Consider the following 24,746-nt stretch of genomic DNA (forward strand, 5'->3'; position numbering starts at 1 on the left):
TGCATTAGTATTGCAGATCGCATTTTATTATTTGTTTACTAAATTCTGGGCATGAGTACGATAGATTGGACAGTTCTTATTTTTACATTGGTTGCAGTGGTGGTTTACGGGGTATTTATCGGTCGTGGCCAAAAAAGCAACGAATCCTACCTGAAAGCAGATAATAAAATGCCTTGGTACATTGTGCTGATAGGTATTATGGCTACGCAAGCAAGTGCGATTACATTTCTTTCAGCACCGGGTCAGGCTTATACAGACGGTATGCGTTTCGTTCAGTATTACTTTGGTTTGCCTTTGGCGATGATTGTGATCTGCATCACTTTCATCCCGATTTTTCAGCGCTTAAATGTTTATACGGCCTATGAATATTTAGAAAACCGTTTTGACAAAAAAACAAGGGTACTCACTTCACTACTTTTTCTTTTTTCCAGAGGTTTATCAACAGGAATCAGCATTTACGCTCCGAGTATCATCTTATCAAGCGTTTTAAACTGGAATATTTACTTAACCAATGTTTTAACAGGCGGTATTCTGTTGATTTATACTTATGTTGGCGGAGCAAAAGCTATCGCTCACACCCAAAAATTACAGTTTCTCATTATTTTGGGAACAATGGCTTTTGCAGGGTATTTACTTATTCAAAATATGCCGAATGGAATTGGTTTTAACGATGCACTTTATTTAGCAGGAAAATCCGGAAAACTCAATGTAATCACAACGGAGTTCGATTGGAAAGATAAATACAATATTTGGAGCGGATTAATTGGCGGTTTTTTTCTGGCACTGTCTTACTTTGGTACTGACCAGAGTCAGGTCGGCAGGTATATTACTGCGAAAGACAATACCAATGCAAAAATGGGCTTGCTGTTGAACGGATTGGTTAAAATTCCTATGCAATTTGCTATTCTTCTGATTGGTGCTTTGCTTTTCGCCTTCTTTTCTTTAAAACCGGCTCCGATTTATTTTAATGAACGATCTTATCAACATTTAAAGGAAACAAAACCTGAACAGGCTGCGGTTTTTGAAAAAGAACATCAGGATTTACAACTAAAATTCAATGCAGAATCGAAAGAAATTTTAAAGTTAAAAGAAACTCAATCTCTCGAACTCAAAAAAACAATTCAGGATTTTAAAAAGACACAAACCCAAGTAAAAGCACTTCACGGCAGGGTAGAGGAAGCGATCAATAATTCAAACTATAATGCCGAGAAAACAGATACAAATTACATTTTCCTGTATTTCGTAAAAAACACCTTGCCTGTAGGTATGATAGGTTTACTGTTTGCTGTTATTTTTCTGGCCAGCTGGGGCTCAATTTCCGCAGCACTAAATTCTCTTGCCGCTTGTTCATTAAAAGATGTTCATTTGATATTTAAAAAAGAAATTCCTGATGATGCAACCGAATTAAAGTACAGTCGTCTGCACACTTTAGCCTGGGGTATCTTCTCAATCGGTGTAGCCATGTTTGCCACTCAAATGGGTTCCCTTATTGAAGCGGTTAATGTATTAGGTTCTCTTTTCTATGGCCCGATATTGGGGATTTTTCTTGTCGCCTTTTATTATAAAAAAATTACTGGTTCAAATGTATTTATTTCTGCAATTTTATCAGAAATTACGGTTATAGCCGTTTATAATTTCGATATCGTCTCTTTCCTTTGGCTTAACGTGATTGGGGCAGCGGCAGTAATTATATTTTCGGCAATTGGGTTACTGTTTTATAAGCAGAAAGCAGTAACTTCGTAATGCATACATACATAAATATATACAATAAGAATATTATGAAAACAATGATTAAAACTGTTGCTGTAGTTTTTGCTGCAATGACGATTTCAGTAAATGCATTTGCACAGGAAGCTAAAAAACCTGCCAGCCCGGCGGCTACTGCTACAGGAAAAATTAAAGATGCAGCCATTACAATAGCTTATAGCAGTCCTTCTGTAAAAGGGCGTACCATCTGGGGTGGTTTAGAAGCTTATAATAAAGTTTGGCGTGCGGGTGCCAATGAAGCAACTACTTTCGAAACGGATAAAGATATTACCGTTCAGGGTAAAAAACTGCCTGCAGGTAAATATAGCTTTTTCTTAATCCCTAAAGAAAGCGGAACCTGGACTGCGATTTTTAACAAAGAGCCAAAACAATGGGGTGCTTATAAATACGAAGAAGCAAAAGATGCTTTACGTGTTGATGTAAAAACAAAAGCTTTACCAGCAACACAGGAAACTTTAGTTTATAAAATAAACAATAATGGATTCACAATGGATTGGGATAAAATCTCAGTTCCTGTGGAGATAAAATAAATTTAAATATAAGATATTAAAATCCCGTTAATACGGGATTTTTTTGTTTATAATTTTGATATTGTGTAAAATATTACGATTGTAAATTCCGGTGATATTGATGCAACTCAATGTGGATAAACGGGATGTGTTTTTTTGAGAGTAAGATCATAAAGTATAGTTTGAACAACTTAAAATCATTTACTAAAATTTTCTATTATCCATTTTGCAATTAGTCAAGATATTTCTACATTTATCAATCTTGAAAAATGAAAAACATACAATCAAACATTTTGAACTTTCGCCGCAAGCAAAGGCAGGAATTGTGATTGTAAATATGGAAGATCAGGAAGTCGAAGAACACGATGTTTCTAACCCGCACCGGGATAATCACTGTCAATTGATGGTAGCGGTAAAGGGTGAATTTAGGTTAAACATTGATTTTGAAATCATTGAGTTTACTGCTCCTGCATTAATTTGTGTATTTCCTGAAGCCGTACATTATGTGTCAGAAGTAAAAGATCCAAAAGGATGGATGATCAGTTTTGATCCTTCACTCATCAATAAAGAAGTGCTGCAGCTTTTAGAAAATAAATTTAATAATCCGTTTTTACTTCATCAGGAATCCGTTTTTTTTCAGCAAATCATTATCTTGTTTGATTTAATGGAGAAAGTACAATTGCAGGATACAAATTCGTACATCCAAAAAAGCATTAATTCTTTACTAAATGCAATTTTAAGTCTTATTGCTGGAGAATTGGTTGCCAATTTACCCGCTGAAAAAGGGAAAGAAAATCGCAGCATTGCTATTAAGGAAAACTTCATCAAACTTAGCAAAGAACATTTCAAAATCTGGAAACAGCCCGCACAATATGCCTCGGCACTTTCTATCTCAACTTCTCATTTAAACGACACCGTAAAATCATTAACAGGAAGTCCGGTTTCGGCTCATATTCAGGAAGCTTCGATTATGGAAGCCAAAAGATTGCTTTATTTTACAGAACAAACTGTTAAAGAAATTGCTTACGAAGTGGGCTACAATGAGCCTGTATATTTTGGAAAATTGTTTAAAAAAATAACAAAACTTACACCTCTTGAATTTCGAAAAAAATTCCGTGATAAGGACTATCCTTCCCCTCATTGAAACTATCATTAAGGGCAATCCTGTGAGTAGATTTGCATTGTAATTAATACAATAATTAAAATGCAAAACGAAATCAATATCCCTGGCATACTCGATGCTGTAAGAAAAGTAGGGGATACCTTTCTAAAAAATTATAAAAAAAATCCTATACCGCAAAGTATGGATGAGCTTTTAAGACAATTGGAAGACTTCGATACCTTATGCCTGACTTCTTTAAAAGAAGATTTATCTCTTGAATTTCCAAATATTCCTTGGAATATTGGTGATGAGTTCGATACCGAATCACAAAGAAATCCCACCGGACAACACGAATATTGGCTGTGTGATGCAATGGATGGCGCCATACAATATCTTCAGCATATTGCGGGTTGGACGATCAATTTAGCCCTTATTCGTGATGGAAAACCTTTATTTTCTGTTATTTATGATCCGTTGGCCAACGAAATGTTTTGGGCAAAAGATGGTGAAGGTGCTTTTATGAATGATAAAGAATTAAAAATAAGTAATAAAACAGATCTGGCAGTTATGCTTGCCGTTTTTGAGTATGGACATCAGGACAAATCCAACAATCATTTGAATGGAAAGATTGGATCCACGGTCACAAAACTGTTGGATAATTTTGGAATTGTTAGAAATTATGGGCCACACGGACTGCAATTGGCTTATGTAGCTGCAGGAAGGATTGATCTGTTTATCCAAGAAGATCTCGATACCTATAATTGGATTGCTGGATTGCTTATCGCTAAAGAAGCTGGAGCTGAAATTTTAACAACCGATGGGAAATCTTGGAAATGGGGAAGTGAAAACCTCTTGGTAGCACAAAAAACGGCTGCTGAAAAATATCTTTCAATTAAATCTAAAATTTAAAATGAATATAGCAATCATAGGAGCTGGAGCCGGAATTGGATTGGAATCTGTAAATCAAGCGCTCGAAAAAGGACATACCGTAACAGCATTATCTTCAAACACAAATCATATTACAGGGCATCCGAATCTCATTAAAATAAATGGAAGTGCAACCTCACCAATTGACTTGAAAAAAGCAATTGAAAATTCCGAGGCAGTTTTGATAACTGTAGGAACAAAAAATAAAAAAGCAACAACCCTTTTTTCAGACATTGCCAAAACGCTCATTAATGTGACTGATGAATTTAATTTTTCTCCACCAATTTTGGTCATTACAGGTTTCGGGGCGGGAGAAAGTAAAAATTATTTAAGTCTCTTTATGCGAACGGTTATATCATTATTCCTAAAAGATCAATACATCAATAAAACAGAAATGGAAAAACTGATCACTAAAAGTAGTTTGAAATGGGAGATCATAAGACCCGGAATGCTTACCAACGGAAGTACAAACTCATCTTACAAAGTATTATCCGAACTTAAAAAAGGAATGAAAGTGGGAAAGATATCAAGAGCCGACGTGGCGAAATACTTAATTGATGAAGCCGAAAATCAAAGATTTATTCATCAATATGTAGCGCTAACAAATTAATCTAAAAAATAGTGATGGATGTAATTCTGTCACTATTTTTTTTAAAACCCATTACATGATACTTACTTTGAAATTTAGAATTCGCAATTTATTTGGTTAATCTTTTTTTTAGCATAGAATACTTAAAACCAACACTAAATATAAATTAATAGTGATTCTTGAATATTTAACTTAAAATGATTTTCTTATTTTTCAGATATCATGTTGTTTTAATTATTTTTAAAATACTAATAATCATTTGTTTGAATTCAATTTTGGTCTTTTTGAATAATATTTTCATTTCAATAAAAAATTATCTTTTTTTCTGAATTTATCTCATTATCTACTTGCGAGGTATATCTTTCTTAACATAATATTACCATTGTAAATGAGAGGAAGGTTCTAAAAACACATGGAAAATAATGAAACCATTAATGAATGAAAAATGTAAAGGAATATTTCCCTTGGCTAAAAAAATTTAACTCAACTCGGTATAAAATGAAATAGAATAAGATTTAAACATACAAAATAAATACAAAAACAAATGAAAATTAAATTACTAACAATTGGTATGCTTATGTTTATAGGTGTAACCATATCCGGACAGATTGGAATAAATACAGCGAGTCCAAAAACCACAATGGATGTAAGTGCCAAAAGAAGTACGGGGGGCATTATAACAGATAATTCGCAAATAATGGGGCTTCAGGCTCCACGACTTACCCTTGCAGAACTTACATCAAATACAGCAACTTATGGAATAGACCAACAGGCTGCACTCATCTATATTACAGATGTGTCAGGAGATCCTGCTACAGGACAGAGAATTAATATAAATGCTGTTGGTTATTATATATTCGACGGAGCTCTTTGGCAGAAAATCAAAATAAATGATACAAATATCTACAACACGAACGGTTTTCTTACGAGTGCCCGCACCCTTACCAATAACGGTTTTGGTCTGACTTTTCTAGGAGCCTCACAATCCACATTTTGGGCTTCTAATGGAGGTACTACTATCAGCGGTATAGGAGGTAGCAAGAGGGCAAATTTAACCCTTAGATCAAATGATAATGATAGTAATTCAATAGTTTCATCATTATTTCTTTATCAGGATCCTGAGGCTGTTGGGCAGGTATTAGTCGGGGGTGATTCACGCGGTTTAAGCCTAGGTTCTACAAGTACCACACAGCCAGCTCCTGTAACATTTATGACAAGTACAGGGAGCAATGCAAACGGGACACAAAAAATGATTCTTACAGCAAGCGGTAATTTAGGTATAACATTAAACCAGACCGTTACAGAAAAACTGGATGTTAACGGAATTACGAGAGTAAGAATACTTCCGCTAAACGGCTCAGCCAATGCAATTAATACAACCCCTTCCGGAAATTTATCTTCTGCTCAAGATCAAACCTTCACAGCAACAAGAACTGTAGTGGCAGATACAAACGGAGTTTTGGGTTATATAAACGGAATACTTGCAGGACAACCATGGAATAATGTTGCTGACAATACTTCCGCAACAGCCAATACACACAATATCTATCAAATGGGGAAAATAGGGATTATGACCAATAATCCTACAGGTTTACTTAATATATATAACAACAGTTCTTTAACCAATGCTTTAACAGTAGAATCAGACAATGCCGGATCAGATGCAGGCAATGATTCTTATTTTTATGGTTATGGTACCTCCAAAACGCCAGGACTTTTCTTTTTGTCTGCAAATGGAACAAAAGCAAGCCCAACTATTTTGGGAACAGGAAATCTTATGGGTGAATATAATTTTGGAGGATATCTTTCTTCAGGATGGAATTATAGTCTAGCCTCTGTTCGTGGAGCTTATGACGGAGACGGTACCACACTGGACAGCTCTCTTGATTTTCTGACAAGTAGTACAGTTAGAATGAAAATTTTAGCGAATGGAAATGTTGGCATAGGAACTAGCGTAGCGAAATCTAAAGTACATGTTGCAACGGGTGATGTATACATAGAGCAGGTGGGAAACGGTGTCATTATGAAATCACCTAATGGGAATTGTTGGAGAGTGACTGTTTCCAACACCGGAACATTTACTTCTGCAGCTATGACTTGCCCCTAATTTGCTCAGTCTTAATAACAATCAAAATCAAATTTTAAACTAATAAAAAAGATTGCCTACTGACAGGCGACAGTTTTTTTTAAATTAAGCAGTTATTTAATCATTTCTCAATTGCTCAATAAAATAAGAAGGAGTTACTCCTGTTTCTTTTTTGAATGCTATTGCAAATACTTCCCTGGATGCAAAACCGCAATATTCAGCAAGATAGGTGATTTTATATTCTCTGTAAATGGGCTCTTTATATAATAGTTGTATGATGTGTTGAATTCTGAGCCCGTTGATATAGTTGTTGTAATTTTTTTGCTTGTACTGTTTAATAATTTCAGAAAGATAACGAGGATTAGTTTCAAGAGAATTAGCTAAAAAAGTAAGACTGTTGTCTTTTTTAAGAAATTTTTCAGACTTTTCAAATCTGTTAAGCTTTTGCAGAATTATATTGAGAGTATGATCATGTATATTAGAACTCTTATCTGAGACTGAAACCTTCGAAATGTCGGCATTTTCTGAGACGGATGATCGTGTACGGTTGTTTTCAGCATTTTTCAACTGACTGATAATATTTTCATATCGTGAATGAAAAATTTTCTGACTTCTTCGCCATAGGAAAAATGTGAGAATGGCTAAAATAAAAATTGAAATTCCTGTAATGACTAAAATGGTAGTCATATTTTTCTGATGATCTTTTTCTTTTTCTTGAATAATATTTTTAACAGGTTCATTGATTGCTATTTGTTGAGCTTCGAGAATACTGTCATTAAGCTTCATGTAAAGTTTGGTATATCTTGAAGAATTTTGCAAATCACCTTTCTCTGAATAGGATTTATATAGTACTTCGTAAAGATCTCTTCTTATGTCTGCCTTGCTGTCGTTCCTCTCAAGAATCATCCCCTTTTGGGCATATGCAATACAACTGTCATATTTTTTCTGATCGAATAAAAGCCATGCCATTTCATTATTAACAATAACAGGTGTATCTCTTGTTATATTAAATTTTTTACAGATATCTAAAGATTTATGGAAATAATTTTCTGCCTCTTTTGTTTTCTTCTGTTTATTGCTAAGTATTCCTAGGCTAAAGTAAAGAAATGACAACATTCTACTCTTTTTACCCTCCATTTCTTTGCTATTATCAATGTTCTGAATCGCCCAAAGTTCTTTTTGATAATATATTTTAAGGTTTGGACCTGATAAGTCTCCCCTTATTGTTTCATGGAGAGCCAAAACATCATATAACATTGCTAGTTCAAAATATTTGTCATTAGTTACTGATATCTTTTTATTATATTCTAATGCTTTTTTCAGGTCATTTAAACCTTGATCATCCATCCCCAAATTCAAGTAGGCTGAACCTTGAAGCCTATAATGTCTGCAGGCAAAGAAATTGTTTTTCAAATTTTTGATTAATACTTCATTTTCTTTTGCTATGGCGATTGATTCTTTATCATTTCCTGTGATAAGGAAATTATTCATTAAAATTAAATTACAATTTACTATTCCCCAATCATATTTTATAGTTTTAGCGTGTTGCTTTACTTTTTTTAAACTATTAATAATCATTGTAGGATTCACGGAATCTCGTAAACTTTGTATTTTCTCAATTTCTTTTTTAACAGATTCCTCCGTAATGTTTTCTTTTTTTACAGGATTAGAGCATGAAATTCCGATAATGAATAGAATTAGTAAACGGAGACTTTTAATCATGTGATATAGTTTTAAGAAAAGAATTGAATACACATTAAAAATTGTTTTTTAACAAAAATTGTTTTTGTTTTTTAGTAGTTAAATAGGGAATATTTAAGGGTAATTTCGTTGTATAAATATATTATAAATTATAACATACCACAAAAAAATGTTGTCTGATAGTGTATCAAGGTTTAATTTATTATTTGATAATCAAAATCTGTCATGAGAACTTCTTATTTGATCATCCAACGATTGTGTAAGTGATGATTTGTTCTTTCGAAAAAATCTAAGTCAAAAATTGAGTTACAGCATTGAATAGCTGTTTTCAAGTTATTTTTAGTTCATAATATAATTTTCACATATTGATGAATAAAATAAAATAGGATATGATTGTAACTTTCTAATTATCAGAAGAAAAAGATATGTCTTTTTCTTAAAATTATTCATTATGTTTTCTGGAAAAGCTAACATACGATATAGTAAATCAAACAGGTTTAAGGCTTTATTTTACATAACAAATTTAAATTTTAAGGTTATGTTACAAATTGTATTTTATGGAAACGGGATAAAAAAGGCAGCATTTAGCCTGCTTATGTTCCTATTCAGTTTAAGCATTAGCGCTCAGTGTTCTTTAACTGGGTGGACGAAAATTTCTCAGGGAGAGAATTTTAGTATCGCATTAAAGCAAGACGGCACACTTTGGATTTGGGGAAGAAACCTTTACGGCATCCTTGGAAACGGTACAGGTACCAGTACTGAAATTAAACATCCTACCCAAATTGGAACAGAGACTAACTGGACAGACATATCAGTGGGTCGCTATTTTGCTTTGGGAAAAAAAGCTAATGGAGATCTGTACGGTTGGGGAGCCAATGATTACGGTCAGTTAGGATTGGGAAATAATACAAATGTTTTCACGCCTACATTAATCCAGCAAAATGTAAATAAATTCTCAGCGGGATACTTTCATACTTTAATAGTTAAAACAAACGGTACTCTGTGGGGAGCCGGATATAATGACTGGAGTGGGTTAGGAGTAGGAACAAGTGTGGGATGGTACAATACATTTCAGCAGGAATCAAGTAACGCTAGCGACTGGGAATCAGTTTGTGGTACTTATGCCAATTCATTTGCGATTAAAACAAACGGCACTCTATGGTCTGCAGGAACCAACATTGAAGGACAAACCGGTTTAGGAACACCTGCTTCTCTTGGCACAAATGAAACTGCAAATTTTACACAAATAGGCACAGATACAAACTGGAAATCAGTTGTAGGAGGTATTTATCATACTTTAGGACTGAAAACTAATGGCGAATTATGGTCTTGGGGACATAATAACAACGGAAGATTAGGAATTGGTGTTACTGGAAATATTTATTATACTCCACAACAAGTTGCGGGCGCAACATGGGCGTCTATTGGAGCAACAAATGAAGCTTCTTCTGCTCTAAAAACAGATGGTACTCTATGGACTTGGGGTAATGGAACTTTTGGTGTTTTAGGTCAAGGAACACCGTACAGTGGTGCTGTGAATGTTCCGACAAAGGTAGGAACAGCTAACAACTGGCAATCAATTCCTGTAAGATCCGGAGAAGTTTCTGCTGCAGGAATCAAAACAGGCGGTACATTGTGGTCTTGGGGCTGGGATACTTTCTGGCAATTAGGTAATGGCGACGGTGTAGCTGCTGAAAGTGGAAGTCCTACTCAGGTTACTTGTATAGATGATGCTACGTTAGCGGTAAAAGATATTGTAGCTAATACTACGAAAATTACAGTTTATCCGAATCCGGTTAAAGATAATATGTATATTAAATCTTCACAAAAAATAAATGAGGTTAAAATTTAGGCACCTACATACAATGTTACACCACTAAAAATTCTACAAAGATTCTTCTGAGTCTTTGTATTTTTTATTTATATGTAAAGTTATTTATTTTGCTTTTAGCTTCTCATAGGTTAAATTACAACCTTTGATATTTGAAATCATATGCATGAATTTTTCACTAGGACTCATTTCTCTAGTGTTATGTTTAAAGACAAATTCGTTGATATATAATTGTAAATGCTTCTTTGAAGTAACTCTATAAACACCAATAATTGCTCCTTTTACACGAGTCCAGAAATTCTCAATACAGTTTGTGCTTGCATTACCATTCACATATTCTTTCTTTCCATGATTAACTATTAAGTGATTGTAATATTTATGTAAATTTTTATATGCTGTCCATTCATCAGTAAAAACATTATCATATAAATTAACTGTTCTAAAAATAAAGGGTTCTAAATCATATCTACTAACTGTTGGAACAACTCTAGCAACTACTTTTCCACCACGCTGAATTAATCCCAATACAGGAACTTTATCTTTAAAACTACGTCCTTGTGAATGTTTTACTTTTTTGTCTGCATGACGATTTTTATTTTTCCCACCTACATACGTTTCATCAATTTCAACTTCACCTGATAATAAGTGATTATTTTCAAATGCAGAACATGCTCTTAATCTTTTAAGAATAAACCAAGTTGTCTTCTGCGTTAAATTGAGGTCTCTTTCTAATTGTTTAGATGATAAACCTCCTTTATGACTTGTGAATAACCATATTGCAATAAACCAATCTTGAAGTTTAAGATTTGAGTTCTTAAATAAACCAATATTTCTTATGGTAAAATATTTTCCTGTGTTCTTACACTTGTATTTATTGTTCTTACATTTATAGACTTTTGATGTCTTATCAAACGGTGAAACTGGATTTCCATTCCAAAAAATCTCTTCTAAGAAATTTATGCACTTCTGTTCATCTGAAAATGTTAAAATTAATTCTTTTAATGATCTAATTTTCAACCCATTAAAAATATTCATATCTTCTATTGTTAGAAGTATACTATCCGTAAATGTGTGTTTATTATAAGATGAAAGCGCTAATGTTGCGCTAAAAAAACATCAGTCATGAAAAAACTCTTTATATTTGTTCAAAATTATGGATATAGCATATCCTAATAAGACATTTTCGAACACATAGAACGCTTGTCTAACGACATTCCTCAAGAAAATCTGGTACATTTAATTGGAGGGAATATGTTAGCAACTTTCATGTCATATCTATATGGCATGGGGCTGCTGCATCTTCGACTCCAACGGTTTACCAGAACCTTCTTGATAGAATTTGCTAGTAGTCCTCATGCTTTCTTTATTTACAAATAACTCTTTTTCGGGACTGAGAAGAAATTAAATCACATTTATGATTAACTCAATTATGGATTTCCGTAAGGAAATGAACTCTTTACAAAATAGCTTTGTGAAGTCTAACACTATGAATGAAACTCTATTAAAAATCAAATTTTAAACCATGAAAAAAACATTATTATCAGGAGCTATCATAGCTTCAAATTTTGTATTCAGTCAAATAACACTTGAAAAAACATACACTTCAGAGAGCCTTCAAGTTTATACAAATACAACTGAAACAAATTATTATTCTGTTGGTCAGAATCTTACAACAATTAAGATCTATAATGCTAATCACACATTGAAAAAACAATTTTCACCAACTATTCCAACAGGATATTCAATGAATATAAGTTCTTATAACAATTTCATTCTATCTAAAAACATTTTTAATACGGATAATCTCTTAGAAATTGTTGTCGTTTTTAACAAGTATGATAATGGGTCTATAAACAAAATTGTAATCTTTAATGAAGACGGACAAATTGTGAAAGACTTTGGAGAGAATTATAGATTTGATGATGAATTTGATTTCCATGTTTATCACGATAATACAACTAATTCCAATAAATTAAGACTCTATAAAACCACAACAAACTCCACTGAAATATATAACCTACCAACAACCTCACTTGCAGCAAAAGAAGTTCAATCTCAAGGTAAATTATCCGCATTTCCAATTCCTACAAACAAAATATTGAACATTATAAATCCAGATAATGGAGCTAATAAAGTTCAAATTTATGATGCATCTGGAAAGTTGGTTATGAATAAAACTTTCAGTTCCAATGAAAATAAAATTTCTATTGATGTTGAAGCTCTAACGAAAGGCATTTATATCTATAAAATTGGAGAATTGAGTTCCAAGTTTATTAAGAATTAATATTTTCATTATAGTGTGATATGAAATACCGCTGATAAAAAAGTGGTATTTTATTATGGTTTTCCGTAATGGTGATGGCGTTTTTCTTTGTAAATTTATAGCTTAAATTATAAAATATTAAACTATGAGAAAATATCATTTATCTTATGATATAATAGATACTAAAGATAGCACACAATATAAAGAAGACAAAGAATATTTATTATATTTACTTTATTCATTAGGTTATAATTCAATTTATTCATACGCTGATTCTACAATTATTGTAGAATATGATGAAGATAAAATTACACAGACTAAATTATTTGACTTTTTAGAAAATAACGTTCAGCATAATGTCCGATACTATATATCTTTAATCTCACAAATACAAGATAAACCTATTGATTCATTCTATAATGAAAAATATTTTAACTTTTTACAAAGAGAAAGAAATACAGAATTTCAAAAAGAACTTATAAATATTGATTGGGATTATTTAAAAAAGCTTTATGGTGATAGTTTAGAATACTAAATTACTATTATAAATGTTTAATAAATATCTGTAATAATGTTTTCAAAATCAAACATTCCTTTTAATTTAAAAGCACATAAATATCCATTAACTATAGGTTGATTTTTATTATCAGTTAATTTTATTGATTTTGGTAAACATTTAAATGTTTTAAAATATTCTATTGAAATATAAATTTTCCAATAGAAATTAAATAATTTTTGTTTGATATTTTTCATAGCATATAATATTTATAAGTTATTCTTATATATTATTTGCTATGATTTTTAAGTTTTTAACTTAGTGTAACATTGTATGTAGGTGCCAAAATTTATTCTCTGAACGGAGCTTTAATAAAGACTGTTGTTAAAGTAGAAGATAAAACAGCGATAAATGTTTCAGATCTTTTGTCGGGTGTTTATATTTTGAAAATAAACAACGAATCTCAAGGGATTAAATTAATTAAAAAATAAATAATCTCTCATCAACATATTTAAAAAGTTCAGCCCCGAAACGGGGCTGAACTTTTTTTTAATTTCCATGAATTTTAAATAATCTGCATTGGTAAAACTTTTACTCAAGAAATCTCTTCCTGTTGTAAACTTTCAATAAAATAAGAAGGCGAAATATCAGTTTTCTTTTTAAAAGCTATAGTAAATACTTCTCTTGATGAGAATCCGCATAATTCGGCAAGGTAGCTTATTTTATACGCTCTGTATTTTGGTTCTTCATAAAGAAGCTTCATGATATATTCAATCCTCAAACCATTGATATATTGGCTGAAAGACTTGCCTTTATACTGCTTTAGGATTTCATTCAGATATTTTGAATTTGTACCGACATACTTGGTCAGGTATGCAAAATTGACATCTTGGCGAGTAAATTTGTTTGATTTTTCAAACTTTTCCAATTTATTAAGCAATGAAGCGATTGTTTCATCAGCAATAGTTGTAGATTTTAATGCTATATTTTCAAATTCTTCATGCTGTAAGTTTATATTTAATTTTTTTTCGGATTCTAAAGCATTATTTCTTAAACCATCAACTACTTTTTCAAATCTTTGATAGCGTATTTTTTTCTTGTGCTTCAATATCATAAAACTTATGAAAATAATAAGCGAAACCAAAATTCCGGCAAACCAAACCCTTTGTGAAAATATTTTGTTTTCTAAAATAAGAAGAAGCAAGAAAAAAATAAAGTTGAGCATAGAATTTTGTTTATCGTTGTATTAAAAAATTGACAGATAGAATATGGGCATTTAATTATCAATTTTAATAAAAAAAATCCAAATCTTCCTGTTTTTTGACCATGTGAAAATACGTAATGTCAGGTTTAATTCAGGAATCTGTCGTGATGAATTACGGAAATAATGTTGTGTCTTATTGTTTTAAATTATTTATAATCAACTGATTGTATTTTTTTTATTTTAAAGTATAAAAATTTAAATATTTCCAAAATTCTATATGGTTTTTGTCTTTACTATTTCAGGAAAACTTCTGATTATATCTTCTATGAATCTAAAATTGAAAAAATATCATTGCCTTATTTATCACCATAATTTTTTATACTTATGGCAAATGCACTCGTCTATTAATAAAAGAATTGATGATTAAATACAGGATTATCCATTAAAATTTAAATAATTACAAGTGAGATAAAATAGACTTTAAAAATCTTATTTTACAAATAAGATATATTGATAATCAGTTTGTTATTTATTTAATGGGCAAAATGATATCAGAAAAAATCTTTACAATGTTTTAGTGTGCATTTTTTAGAGTTATACTTTTACTGAAAATTACGATACAAATTCGAACAAAATTATTAGCCTAAAAACTTGAAACCATGAACAAAATTTTATCCCTGCAATTTATTTTAATTTTTGAGGTCTGCTTTTCTCAAACAAATGCTCAGTCTGAGATTAACCATGATTTTATTCATCTAAGTTTGTTTGCTAGCTTTCTATTGTCTACCTATTTGTTTTGGAAAAAAAGCCAAAAAGATTTTGCAAAACAAGTTCATGAAATTGTAAATAGTTTTGATAAAAAAAGCTATTCAGATGTAATAATAGAAAATAAAGAAGTCAATGGAAATTCTAATATTTCTTCAGAAACATTAAATGTTCTTTTAAAGAAACTGGCAAAATTTGAAAAAGAAAATAAATATCTACAAAAAGATATTACTTTGACATGGCTTGCAAGTTATCTCAATACAAATACAAAATATCTTTCAGAAACTATTCGAATACATAAAGAGAAAAATTTTAACAGTTATATTAATCAACTTAGGATAAAATACATTACCAATAAACTTTATGAAGATATACAATATAGAGAAGCTAAAATAGTTTCACTTGCAAAAGATTGTGGATATTCTTCTTCACAGGTTTTTGTAATTGCCTTCAAAAAAGAAAATGGATTCTCTCCGTCATTCTTCATTAATAATCTTAATAAAAATTAAATTGAGAGCATTTTAAAACGTGATTATTTAAATTTGGGGTTGCTACCTTTGGCATCTAGTATTGAGGATTTCGCTAAAAGTGTGCACTGATTCTCATTCCAAACTTTACACCCCGTTTTTACCATCTGGGTCAGATGGTACCTTGAAGACTGACCACTTGTGGTGAAATCTCCAGAGTAGTGCTGGAATTCTAAATTTAGTACTTAATTAATGCTGATGTGATCTAAATAAAAAGAGAATCTGATAGTTTCGCAAGCAATTTAAAAACTATTAAACACATTAAATTAATCATGATTCAAAGACAAAAATTCCTTGGATGGATCCGATGATACTTTACGTTACCGGCCGGATGGATCCGAATCTCTATATTATGAATCTCAATATGGTTATCTGTGGAGTTTGACGGAATTTGAACCCAATGCCGGAGCACAGAATGGAAGTCAGGTCAATCGATGCATATTTGCGGTTGATTTTTCTAAATATGAATAGCATAAATGCGTATTAGAGATTAAGAAATAAAAAAGAGGCTGTCTCAATGCATTTTCACTAAAAAGTGTCTAACTTTTTTGGGGCGATGCAAAAGCTCTCTTTTTATTGGTATTATATTTAGAAACAGCTAATGTACAAGTTATCTAATTGGAGTACACAGATCTGTTTTGAAAAATGTTTAATCCTGCAATTTTATTGTTTATTGTATTATAAATGATTTCAACTGAAAAGCTGGAAACTTCATACAGTGAATATTTTAAATTGTTAATTATTCTCTCATTCATTATACGTCCCTGATTGAATACTATATCACATTGAGTTTTTTTATCAGGCAGATTTTCAAAATCGTAATGAGAAATATTCATAGTTGTTAATTTTAATTGTTTTTATGTTTTATTATGAAATTTGTTTACCAAAACTTTAAAATAATAAATAATTATACTATTTTTTTATTGATTTATTTTAAAATTTTAATTATGAGATTGTACTTATGAGACATAATATATTAGAAAATTTTAATGATACATGAATTAACTAAAATAGATTGTTAAGATTTTACACTCACTGTGACTCTAATTTTTTTATTGCTGCTAACATATCAATGCCTTTTACGAGAACAGATTTGAAAAGATCGCCCTTGTCTTTTAATCTATCCAAGGAATTATAAATGTTAAAATCAGTAGGTTTTAATCCTGATTTTACTTCTTCCCATTTCAGTGGCATTGAAACTGGCGCTCCATTTTTAGGACGAAGGCTGTTGTCCCATCCTAAATACTGACTGTCAATATTTCGCTGAAGCGTTCTTGTATTCCAGTTTCCTTCAATTGAATATTCTATATACTGAATTCTTTGATTTGGATTGTCAATCCTGCTTATAATTCTATAATGAGTCCAGCTCAATTCGGTACGCACTGCGTTCCAAATTGGAAAAGAATTGAAAAAAGCTCTCATATTATTTAGATTTCTTTCATTAAAACCTTTTCCAAATTCAAGTGAAAGCTGATTTGCCAAATTTTTCAAAATAGATTTTCCATAATCAGCACGTTGTTCTCCATTTTGTTCATCTTCAATAATAATGCGGCCAATCTCCCAGTACATTTTTAGTAGTATGGTATTAGTAGTCTTGAAAACATTATTTTTTGATTCGGCTATAATTTTTGCAATCGAACTCTAAATCTTTTTCTTTCATAATTTCAAAGTTACAATTTTGAAAGGCTAATTTTCTAAAAAATCATATTATTCCACAAGCTATTGAGCAGCCATTAGATATGTCTGTCCCTGAAAATAAATTAATGCTTGCCATTTATCTATCAACGCCCGAAGTGGAGAATGATAGAAGAGCGTTAAATACTTTTCATGGAATGAGGAGAGCAAAAAAGGAAGGAAGATTAATGGGAATAGCGCCCTATGGATATATTAATAGAAGCCATGAGGACGGAAAGAAATATATCGCTATAAAACAACCAGAAGCGTCAAATTTGATTTGGGCTTTTAACGAGGTTGCTAAAGGCCATATTCCAACAGATCATGTAAGAGTTCAAATGAATAAGAGAGACGGTTCATCCATGTCACGAAGTGCATTTTCAAAGGCCATGAGAAATTCTGTATACTGTGGTAAAATTTATATTGAAAATTATAAGCAGGAGGAGGCATACCATATCGACGGTAAGCATGAAGCGTTAATTAGTGAAAGGCTTTTTAATCAGGTGCAGCTAGTAATGGGTAAAAAAAGAAAAGTAGAAGGCCCAGGAAGTAGGGTCTTAGGAAATGAACGTTTCCCTCTAAGAGGTCTACTTACCTGTCCGAACTGTGGAAAAAATCTCACGGCAAGCGGAGCCAAAGGAAAATCTAAAACTTACTATTATTATTATTATTATTATTATTATCATTGCCACTACAAATGCGGATTTAGATTTGATTCGGATAAACTTAACGAACTATTCGAAACTGAAATTTGCAAATTGGAATTTAATCCAATTATTAAAGATCTCTTAAAAAGTATACTTCTTGATAATTACAAATAGTTTACCGGCGATATTGACGAAAAAAGAAAATCAATCATAAAGGAGATTAATCTATTTAACGAAAAAGTTTCAAATGCAAGGGATAAATACCTTTTTGATAAATTAGATGAAGAGGATTACAAAGAGATCAAACAAATCACCAGATCACAAATTGAACAACTCGAAACTGAGATACGTCATATGGTTTCAGAGAAGAAAGAACTTGATATCCAAACAAAAATAGATCAAGCGTTGGATGCAATGGAGAACCTTTCAAACCTCTACAAACAGGGAGATTTTCATACAAAAAGAACGATAGGGTGTTTGATATTTCCTCAAAAAATTGAATTTGACGGGAAAAGTTTTCAAACACCTAAAATGAATATTGTTGCACATTGTATCTATCAGTATAACAGTGAATTAGGAAATAAAAAAAACCGACATCGAAGAGTGAAATCTTCAAATGTCGGTCTTGTGACCTCGACAGGATTCAAACCTGTAACCTTCTGAGCCGTAATCAGATGCGCTATTCAGTTGCGCCACGAGGCCATTGTTTCCTTGTTGTTTTAAGGTTTGCAAATATAGCACTTTTTTCTTTTCTTTGAAAGATGAAAGCAAAAATTTTACTGTTAATCACGTTTTTCACGCTAATCGCCTGTAAAAGAGAGCAAAAAAAATCACCTTCAGAATCGGTTTCTATCTCGAATTTGGTTCAGTATGATGAGAAGAATGATGCTTTGCACTTAAAATCGGGAAATTTCACTTATGATTTAAAGAAAAATCAGATTCCTTTCAAGAAAATTATCTTACTGAATGCAAGTATGGCAGGATATATTTCCGAATTGGGAGCAGAGAATTTGATTATCGGGGTCTCAAGTCCGGAATATATTTATTCTGATAAAATTCAAAATTTAATTAAAGAAGGAAAAATTCAGAATGTAGGAAGTGATCAGAAATATGATGTTGAAAAAATCATTTCATTAAAACCTGATGCGATTTTCACTAACTATATTGCAAGTTTTGACAATGCTTATCAATTATTAAAAAACAACGGAATTCAGGTGATTTTCCTTGATGAATACATGGAGCAGAAGCCATTGGAAAAAACAGCTTATTTAAAACTTTTCGGAAAACTTTTCGGGAAAGATAAAGAAGCAGAAACAAAGTATGTTGAAATTGAGAAAAATTATAATGAATTAAAACAATTGGCTTTAAAAGCTCAATCAAAACCTATTGTTTTAGCAAATGAAATGTATGGCGATATCTGGTATCTTCCGGGTGGTAAAACTTCTGTAGCAAACTTTATTTCAGATGCCAATGCAGAATATATTTTAAAAAATAATACGGACGAAAAAGCGTTAACAATGAGCTTTGAAGAAGTTTTTGCAAAATCTAACACAGTTCAATATTGGGTAAACGCTGGAAATCATACTTCAAAAAAAGAAATGCTTAGCCTGAATCCTTTTTATGGAAAATTAAATGTTTTCAACAAAGGAAAAATCTACGGAGTTATAGGAAAAGAAAGACAAAAAGCCAATGATTTTTTTGAAAGCGGAATTGTAAGAGCCGATCTTGTTCTTAAAGATTATATTAAAATTTTCCACCCGGAGCTTCTTCCGGATTATCAGTTGACTTATATGAAAGAATTGCAATAACTCAGAGTATTTGTTTATTTTTGTAGTTCCTTTTTAATAGATATGTGGAAAAAAATTAAACAGTTTATTTTTATTGTTCTCATTCTCAACGTGGTATTCATTGTTTGGGGAAGATTCTTCAATCCGCCAATCACGATTACACAAATCGGAGGGCTTTTCGAGTTCGGAAAATTGCACAGAGATTACATTTCTTATGACGAAATGGGGAATAATGTGAAAAAAGCGGTTATTGCTTCTGAAGATCAAAAGTTCTTTATACATGACGGTTTCGATTATACTGCCATCGAAAAGGCGATGAAAAATAATGAAAAAGGAAAAAAAATAAGAGGTGGAAGCACAATTTCTCAGCAAACAGCGAAAAATGTTTTTCTTTGGCAGGGTAGAAGCTGGTTGAGAAAAGGGTTGGAAGCTGTTTATACTTTCATTATTGAGAAGGTTTGGAGTAAGGATATTATTCTTGAAAGATACCTTAATTCGATTGAAATGGGGCAGGGCGTTTTCGGTGTAGAAGCTGCTGCACAGTATTATTTCGGAAAATCATCCAAAGATCTTTCGGCTTCAGATGCGGCTTGGATCGCTGCTGTTTTACCGAACCCTAAAAAATATGATCCTAAAAATCCGTCACCATATTTGAGAAAGAAACACAATTGGATCATGAGACAAATGAGGAATGTGAGTTTGAAATAGTATCTTTGTACTAATGAAGTTCTTCAATTCCAGTACAAATTTTGAATCTGTTCTTAAAAAATATTTTTCTTTTAAGAATGAAACCCTCTCTTTAGAGCCTTTTGCAGAGTTTCTAGAGAGTATAAAAAAAACAGATTTTACGGATGTTCTTAATTTTTTTAGAAACAATCCGAATTTTGCTGAAAATTTTAAACATTACATTCATAATATTTTCGCCGGAAGACCATTCAATCTGTCTTTAACAGAAGCTAATATTTTGTCTGAAAATGCTTTCTTTCCTGAGCTTAAAAAAAGGATTCTTAATAAAATATTACCACCTGTAGAAAACGAAAAAACCGTTTGGTTTATGGTGGATAATATCAGTTTGAGACCTAAAGCTGATCTAAAATATCTTCACAATCTTCCCGAAAACGAGATCAACGAATTACTTAAAATTTTTGGCGCTGCAGATTTTATCACAAAATCAAAAGTAAAAAAAGAAATGATCTTCGCAATGAGTATCCTTTCGTGGCGTGCTACAGGAATGGCGATGGAAGTGGAAGTGGTAAGAATGGCCCCGCAATACCGAAATTTCGACAATCCGTTTTTGGCTTTACAAAATGAATTGGAAGGTCTTGCCGAAGATTTGGACAAAAATCCGGATCTTCAGTTACACTCAAAAGACAGCAGATATAAGCAGATTAAAATTTATACCGAACAATGTTTGGAATTTGTAAATATTGCCTTTAAAAACTCTTCTAAATACGGTATTTCAGGAAAGATCAATCAATCTCTTTTGAAGATTCGTCAGCAAATGCAGAGAGTTTATGATATTGTAAATTTGTTGGTGATTGATACTGAAGAGGATATTTTAATTAAATCTAAACAGTTGATTTTTAATATATTAAGTTATAAGTCTCATAAAAATAATATTTCGGAACTTATTAATGACAGTACGAGATTAATTTCCCACCTTATTACGAATCATACCGCAGAAACAGGTGCACATTACATTACATCTACCCGAAAAGAGTATATGAAAATGTTCTACAAAGCCAGTGGAGGTGGGATTATCGTTGGAGCATTATGTGTATTGAAAATGCTTTACGGTTACATTCCGGGAAGTGATTTCTCCCATGCATTTTTATATTCAATGAATTATGCCATGGGGTTTGTCATGATTTATCTGATGGGCTTTACGTTGGCAACAAAACAGCCTGCAATGACAGCTGCGACGATGACCAAAGTTCTTTCCGAGGAAGGAAATACTAAAAATGACAGAACAGAATTTGCTCATTTAGTTTCAAAACTATTTAGAAGTCAGTTTATTGCGTTTGTTGGGAATGTGTTATTATCTTTTCCGATTGCGTTGGCAATTATTTATGGGTTGGATGTATTTTTCTCCCAAAATCTTGCGGTTGACCGATCTGATAAATTATTGAAAGACTTAGATCCGTTTCACTCTAAAGCTATTTTGCATGCAAGTATTGCAGGATTTTACCTTTTCATTTCGGGGATAATTTCGGGAAATATTGGAAATAATTCAGTCTTTTTTCAAATACCGGAAAGAATTGCAAAGAACCTTTCTATCAGAAGACTTTTTGGAGCAAAATTCGCCAAAGGATTATCTAAATACTATGCTAAAAACTGGCCGGGAATCGTTTCTAATTTCTGGTTTGGAGTTTTCCTTGGAGCAACAGCTCCTGTGGGATTGTTCTTCGGATTAGACTTAGATATTCGCCACATTACTTTCGCGGCAGGAAACTTTGCGATCGGACTTTACGGAAAAGATTTTTCGGTAGATTCTTATACTTTCTGGATCTCGTTTGTTACCGTTTTCCTGATTGGATTCTTTAACTTTTTGGTAAGTTTCAGCTTATCAATGTTCTTGGCATTCAGATCAAGAAAACTGAATTTTGGACAGGTAAGTGAAATTTATAAAGAAATATTTAGGTATTTTTTCAAAAATCCATTAAAGTTTTTCCTTCCAATAAGCTCTGGATTGGATAAAAGAGCTGATGATATGATGAGTAATACAATGTCTACAAAATCTGAAGATCATTAAATTTTTCCTCACCAAATTTGTCTTGAAACTTTTTAAGATAAAAACTTCTGCGCATTTTAAAATCGTTCTTCAATAAAGGAGAATTGATTTTAATGATGATACAATGATCCTCAATATTTACGCTTTGGATTTCATTAAAAAGGCTTTCATCAAGATATTCTTCGAGAAAATCTTTGATTTCAAAAGCTACAAGTTTGTGTTCAAATCCATGAATTCTCGCAAAAGATTTTACGAGTTCTGAGGATTGGTATTCTCGTTTTTTCTTCTTCATGACTAAATTTCAAAAATTATGCTTTCCTCATTAATCTTTTTCACAACGCTTTCTGTACGTTCTCTGTGTGTATCTGTAATGAAAATCTGACCGAAATTTTCCTGATTTACGAGTTCAATAAGCTGAGAAACTCTGTAGTCATCAAGCTTATCAAAAATATCATCTAATAAAAGGATGGGTGTTTTTCCTGTCAGTTCCTTAACCAGACTCATTTGAGCTAATTTTAAAGCAATAAGAAATGATTTTTGCTGTCCCTGTGAACCTATTTTTTTAATTAAAACAGAATCCATATCAAAAAGAAGATCGTCTTTGTGAATTCCTTTTGAGGTGTAGGTTAACATTCTGTCTCTCTCAATGTTATCTTTTAATAGATTTTGAAAAGAGTCATCAAATAAATGCGATTCATAGATAACAGATACAGTTTCTTTTCCACCAGAAATGATGTTGTAAAAGTTTTGAACAATAGGATTAAGCTGTGATACAAACGCTCTTCTTTTTTCAAAAATTTTAGTTCCGGATCTGGAAATCGGCTCGTCATAGATTTCTAAAGAATCTTTATCAAAAACTCGGTTTTTAGCGAAATATTTTAACAAAGCATTTCTCTGCTGAATGGTTTTTTGATATTGAATCAACTCAAAAAGATATTCAGAATTCGTCTGAGAAATCATAGAATCCAAAAATTTTCGTCTGCTTTCTCCGGAATCAGAGATCAGATTAGAATCATAAGGAGAGATCATCACACTTGGCAAATAACCGATATGATCAGCCATTCTATCATAGCTTTTATCGTTCTTTTTAATGATCTTTTTTGATTCTTTAGGTTGAGAAATTTTAATAATGTCTTCGCTGTCATTATTCTGAATTTCAGCATCTATCGTAAAAAAATCCTCGTCTTTTTTGATGTTATTAATGTCGGTATTTCCCAAAAAACTTTTCCCTACTGAAAGGTAATGAAGAGCATCCAGAATATTTGTTTTTCCAACCCCGTTATTTCCTACGAAACAATTGATCTGTGGGGAAAACTCAAATTTTTTCTCAGAATGGTTCTTGAAGTTATACAGGGAAAGCTTATTAATAATCATTCGTCAAAAATACTCCAATATTACTAGAAATAAAAAAGGAAGTGCAGAACATGTTTCAACACCGAACGAAAAATAGACGTCATTTCTCTTATTTTCAGCGAAATAAATAAAAATATAAGTTAGAATACTTGTAAGAAAAAAGGCAATTGAATAGTGATGATTTAAATAAAAACTTGCTAAAATACTGCTCACAAAAACAAGTAAATAAGCAATATGTTTTGTGCTTTGAACTCCGATTATCATTGGGAAAGTCTTGATAGTATCGCTTTTCATATCCCGAATATCGAAAGGTAGAACTAAGGCAGTAATAAAGAAAAAACTTATCAGGAAAATAGGAAGATTAAATTCATGTAAAGTCAGCCAACAGTTGACAAGAGCCCAGACAAGCCCAACATAAAATACCTTCAAAAATGGGATTTTTCGAATATAAACATCCAGAAAAAAGCTATTGTAAAGAAGTCCCAAAACAACAATGATGAACCATTTTATCAATCGGATTTCATTATGATTATGAATGATAAGAAATGCACAAATTACACCTGCAACCGCATTTAAGATTAATATTTTAAAGAAATGTTTAGTGCGTTGATATTTTGTATAAAGGTATCCACTGAAATAAGTAATGAATATCAGGATTACAGTAGGTAAACGGAACGTGTTTTGCTCTAGCATGAAAAATACTGCAAAAAGTGTTCCCATTAATGAGACATAAAGTTGACTGTCTATAACAGTTTTTTTGAGTATTTTTAAGAAATTCATTTATACA

General features: G+C 31.9%; 25 protein-coding genes and 1 tRNA gene. 17 read left to right on the forward strand and 9 right to left on the reverse strand.

Annotated features, from left to right (window positions below; all coding sequences use genetic code 11):
• The first annotated feature begins 51 nt into the window (after positions 1 to 51).
• The 6 genes from A0O34_RS16750 (at position 52) to A0O34_RS16775 (ending at position 7,001) form a co-directional block, all read left to right on the forward strand.
• Positions 52 to 1,743 (forward strand): sodium:solute symporter family protein, encoded by a 1,692-nt coding sequence (locus A0O34_RS16750; RefSeq protein ID WP_066757145.1) that lies wholly within the window; start codon positions 52 to 54, stop codon positions 1,741 to 1,743.
• A 35-nt stretch (positions 1,744 to 1,778) separates the two neighbouring features.
• A complete protein-coding gene (locus tag A0O34_RS16755; RefSeq protein WP_066759782.1) occupies positions 1,779 to 2,297 on the forward strand; it encodes a DUF2911 domain-containing protein in 519 nt (172 codons plus the stop codon).
• Between the two features lie 241 nt (positions 2,298 to 2,538).
• Complete coding sequence (locus A0O34_RS16760; protein WP_066757147.1) at positions 2,539 to 3,420, forward strand: AraC family transcriptional regulator; 882 nt, start codon at positions 2,539 to 2,541, stop codon at positions 3,418 to 3,420.
• 60 nt (positions 3,421 to 3,480) lie between these two features.
• Positions 3,481 to 4,287 carry an inositol monophosphatase family protein gene (locus A0O34_RS16765; RefSeq protein ID WP_066757148.1) on the forward strand — a complete coding sequence of 269 codons (807 nt, stop codon included), beginning with the start codon at positions 3,481 to 3,483 and terminating at the stop codon, positions 4,285 to 4,287.
• 1 nt (position 4,288) lies between these two features.
• A complete protein-coding gene (locus tag A0O34_RS16770) occupies positions 4,289 to 4,915 on the forward strand; it encodes an NAD(P)-dependent oxidoreductase (RefSeq protein WP_066757150.1) in 627 nt (208 codons plus the stop codon).
• Between the two features lie 523 nt (positions 4,916 to 5,438).
• Entirely contained in the window at positions 5,439 to 7,001 is a 1,563-nt protein-coding gene (locus A0O34_RS16775; RefSeq protein ID WP_066757152.1) for an autotransporter outer membrane beta-barrel domain-containing protein, read from the forward strand.
• 96 nt (positions 7,002 to 7,097) lie between these two features.
• Here A0O34_RS16775 and A0O34_RS16780 read toward each other — a convergent pair whose 3' ends face one another.
• A complete protein-coding gene (locus A0O34_RS16780) occupies positions 7,098 to 8,702 on the reverse strand; it encodes a helix-turn-helix domain-containing protein (protein WP_066757158.1) in 1,605 nt (534 codons plus the stop codon).
• A gap of 517 nt (positions 8,703 to 9,219) precedes the next feature.
• Between A0O34_RS16780 and A0O34_RS16785 the strand changes: the two genes are divergently transcribed.
• On the forward strand, positions 9,220 to 10,533 hold the full coding sequence (locus tag A0O34_RS16785; RefSeq protein WP_066757159.1) for an RCC1 domain-containing protein: 1,314 nt from the start codon (positions 9,220 to 9,222) through the stop codon (positions 10,531 to 10,533).
• 84 nt (positions 10,534 to 10,617) lie between these two features.
• Here the strand turns inward: A0O34_RS16785 and A0O34_RS16790 are convergent, their stop codons facing one another.
• The gene (locus A0O34_RS16790; RefSeq protein ID WP_066750472.1) at positions 10,618 to 11,547 is read right to left on the reverse strand and encodes an IS1595 family transposase; all 930 of its coding nucleotides are present in this window, start codon (positions 11,545 to 11,547) and stop codon (positions 10,618 to 10,620) included.
• Positions 11,548 to 12,034: 487 nt separating this feature from the next.
• Here A0O34_RS16790 and A0O34_RS16795 point away from each other — a divergent pair, with 487 nt between their 5' ends.
• Both A0O34_RS16795 and A0O34_RS16800 read left to right on the forward strand, forming a co-directional pair.
• Entirely contained in the window at positions 12,035 to 12,796 is a 762-nt protein-coding gene (locus tag A0O34_RS16795; protein WP_066750474.1) for a T9SS type A sorting domain-containing protein, read from the forward strand.
• A 124-nt stretch (positions 12,797 to 12,920) separates the two neighbouring features.
• Complete coding sequence (locus A0O34_RS16800) at positions 12,921 to 13,310, forward strand: hypothetical protein (RefSeq protein ID WP_066750477.1); 390 nt, start codon at positions 12,921 to 12,923, stop codon at positions 13,308 to 13,310.
• Between the two features lie 17 nt (positions 13,311 to 13,327).
• Here the strand turns inward: A0O34_RS16800 and A0O34_RS16805 are convergent, their stop codons facing one another.
• Positions 13,328 to 13,528, reverse strand: coding sequence for a hypothetical protein (locus A0O34_RS16805; RefSeq protein WP_066750480.1), 201 nt, complete (start codon positions 13,526 to 13,528; stop codon positions 13,328 to 13,330).
• Positions 13,529 to 13,600: 72 nt separating this feature from the next.
• Between A0O34_RS16805 and A0O34_RS22830 the strand changes: the two genes are divergently transcribed.
• Positions 13,601 to 13,762, forward strand: coding sequence for a T9SS type A sorting domain-containing protein (locus A0O34_RS22830; protein WP_082891184.1), 162 nt, complete (start codon positions 13,601 to 13,603; stop codon positions 13,760 to 13,762).
• Positions 13,763 to 13,866: 104 nt separating this feature from the next.
• Here A0O34_RS22830 and A0O34_RS16810 read toward each other — a convergent pair whose 3' ends face one another.
• The gene (locus A0O34_RS16810) at positions 13,867 to 14,496 is read right to left on the reverse strand and encodes a helix-turn-helix domain-containing protein (RefSeq protein ID WP_066757161.1); all 630 of its coding nucleotides are present in this window, start codon (positions 14,494 to 14,496) and stop codon (positions 13,867 to 13,869) included.
• A 638-nt stretch (positions 14,497 to 15,134) separates the two neighbouring features.
• Between A0O34_RS16810 and A0O34_RS16815 the strand changes: the two genes are divergently transcribed.
• Both A0O34_RS16815 and A0O34_RS22400 read left to right on the forward strand, forming a co-directional pair.
• Positions 15,135 to 15,749 (forward strand): helix-turn-helix domain-containing protein, encoded by a 615-nt coding sequence (locus A0O34_RS16815; protein WP_066757165.1) that lies wholly within the window; start codon positions 15,135 to 15,137, stop codon positions 15,747 to 15,749.
• Between the two features lie 312 nt (positions 15,750 to 16,061).
• A complete protein-coding gene (locus A0O34_RS22400) occupies positions 16,062 to 16,238 on the forward strand; it encodes a hypothetical protein (protein WP_157886050.1) in 177 nt (58 codons plus the stop codon).
• Positions 16,239 to 16,799: 561 nt separating this feature from the next.
• Here A0O34_RS22400 and ligD read toward each other — a convergent pair.
• Positions 16,800 to 17,402: a non-homologous end-joining DNA ligase LigD gene (ligD, locus tag A0O34_RS16825; protein ID WP_082891185.1), complete on the reverse strand. Its 603-nt coding sequence runs from the start codon at positions 17,400 to 17,402 to the stop codon at positions 16,800 to 16,802.
• A 104-nt stretch (positions 17,403 to 17,506) separates the two neighbouring features.
• Here ligD and A0O34_RS16830 point away from each other — a divergent pair, with 104 nt between their 5' ends.
• Entirely contained in the window at positions 17,507 to 18,262 is a 756-nt protein-coding gene (locus A0O34_RS16830; RefSeq protein WP_082891186.1) for a recombinase family protein, read from the forward strand.
• A gap of 180 nt (positions 18,263 to 18,442) precedes the next feature.
• Positions 18,443 to 18,751: a hypothetical protein gene (locus tag A0O34_RS22140; RefSeq protein ID WP_082891187.1), complete on the forward strand. Its 309-nt coding sequence runs from the start codon at positions 18,443 to 18,445 to the stop codon at positions 18,749 to 18,751.
• On the opposite strand, the gene A0O34_RS16835 is transcribed toward A0O34_RS22140, so the two are convergent.
• A tRNA-Arg gene (locus A0O34_RS16835) sits at positions 18,717 to 18,790 on the reverse strand. The two genes, A0O34_RS22140 and A0O34_RS16835, sit on opposite strands and share 35 nt — an antisense overlap.
• Before the next feature lie 59 nt (positions 18,791 to 18,849).
• On the opposite strand from A0O34_RS16835, the gene A0O34_RS16840 reads away from it, so the two are divergent.
• The 3 genes from A0O34_RS16840 to A0O34_RS16850 are packed head-to-tail and all read left to right on the forward strand — an operon-like array spanning position 18,850 to position 22,627.
• Complete coding sequence (locus tag A0O34_RS16840) at positions 18,850 to 19,896, forward strand: ABC transporter substrate-binding protein (protein WP_066757174.1); 1,047 nt, start codon at positions 18,850 to 18,852, stop codon at positions 19,894 to 19,896.
• 42 nt (positions 19,897 to 19,938) lie between these two features.
• A complete protein-coding gene (gene mtgA, locus A0O34_RS16845) occupies positions 19,939 to 20,583 on the forward strand; it encodes a monofunctional biosynthetic peptidoglycan transglycosylase (protein ID WP_066757177.1) in 645 nt (214 codons plus the stop codon).
• 13 nt (positions 20,584 to 20,596) lie between these two features.
• Complete coding sequence (locus tag A0O34_RS16850) at positions 20,597 to 22,627, forward strand: recombinase (RefSeq protein ID WP_066757180.1); 2,031 nt, start codon at positions 20,597 to 20,599, stop codon at positions 22,625 to 22,627.
• On the opposite strand, the gene A0O34_RS16855 is transcribed toward A0O34_RS16850, so the two are convergent.
• From A0O34_RS16855 to A0O34_RS16865, 3 genes are read right to left on the reverse strand one after another with little or no spacing between them, the layout of a single operon-like run.
• Positions 22,605 to 22,898, reverse strand: coding sequence for a hypothetical protein (locus A0O34_RS16855; protein WP_066757183.1), 294 nt, complete (start codon positions 22,896 to 22,898; stop codon positions 22,605 to 22,607). The two genes, A0O34_RS16850 and A0O34_RS16855, sit on opposite strands and share 23 nt — an antisense overlap.
• A 2-nt stretch (positions 22,899 to 22,900) precedes the next feature.
• The gene (recF, locus tag A0O34_RS16860) at positions 22,901 to 23,980 is read right to left on the reverse strand and encodes a DNA replication/repair protein RecF (protein WP_066757185.1); all 1,080 of its coding nucleotides are present in this window, start codon (positions 23,978 to 23,980) and stop codon (positions 22,901 to 22,903) included.
• Positions 23,981 to 23,983: 3 nt separating this feature from the next.
• Positions 23,984 to 24,739, reverse strand: a complete 756-nt coding sequence (locus A0O34_RS16865) for a UbiA prenyltransferase family protein (RefSeq protein ID WP_066757187.1) — start codon at positions 24,737 to 24,739, stop codon at positions 23,984 to 23,986.
• Between the last annotated feature and the right edge of the window lie 7 nt (positions 24,740 to 24,746).

This window comes from Chryseobacterium glaciei (assembly GCF_001648155.1).
GTDB lineage: Bacteria > Bacteroidota > Bacteroidia > Flavobacteriales > Weeksellaceae > Chryseobacterium > Chryseobacterium glaciei.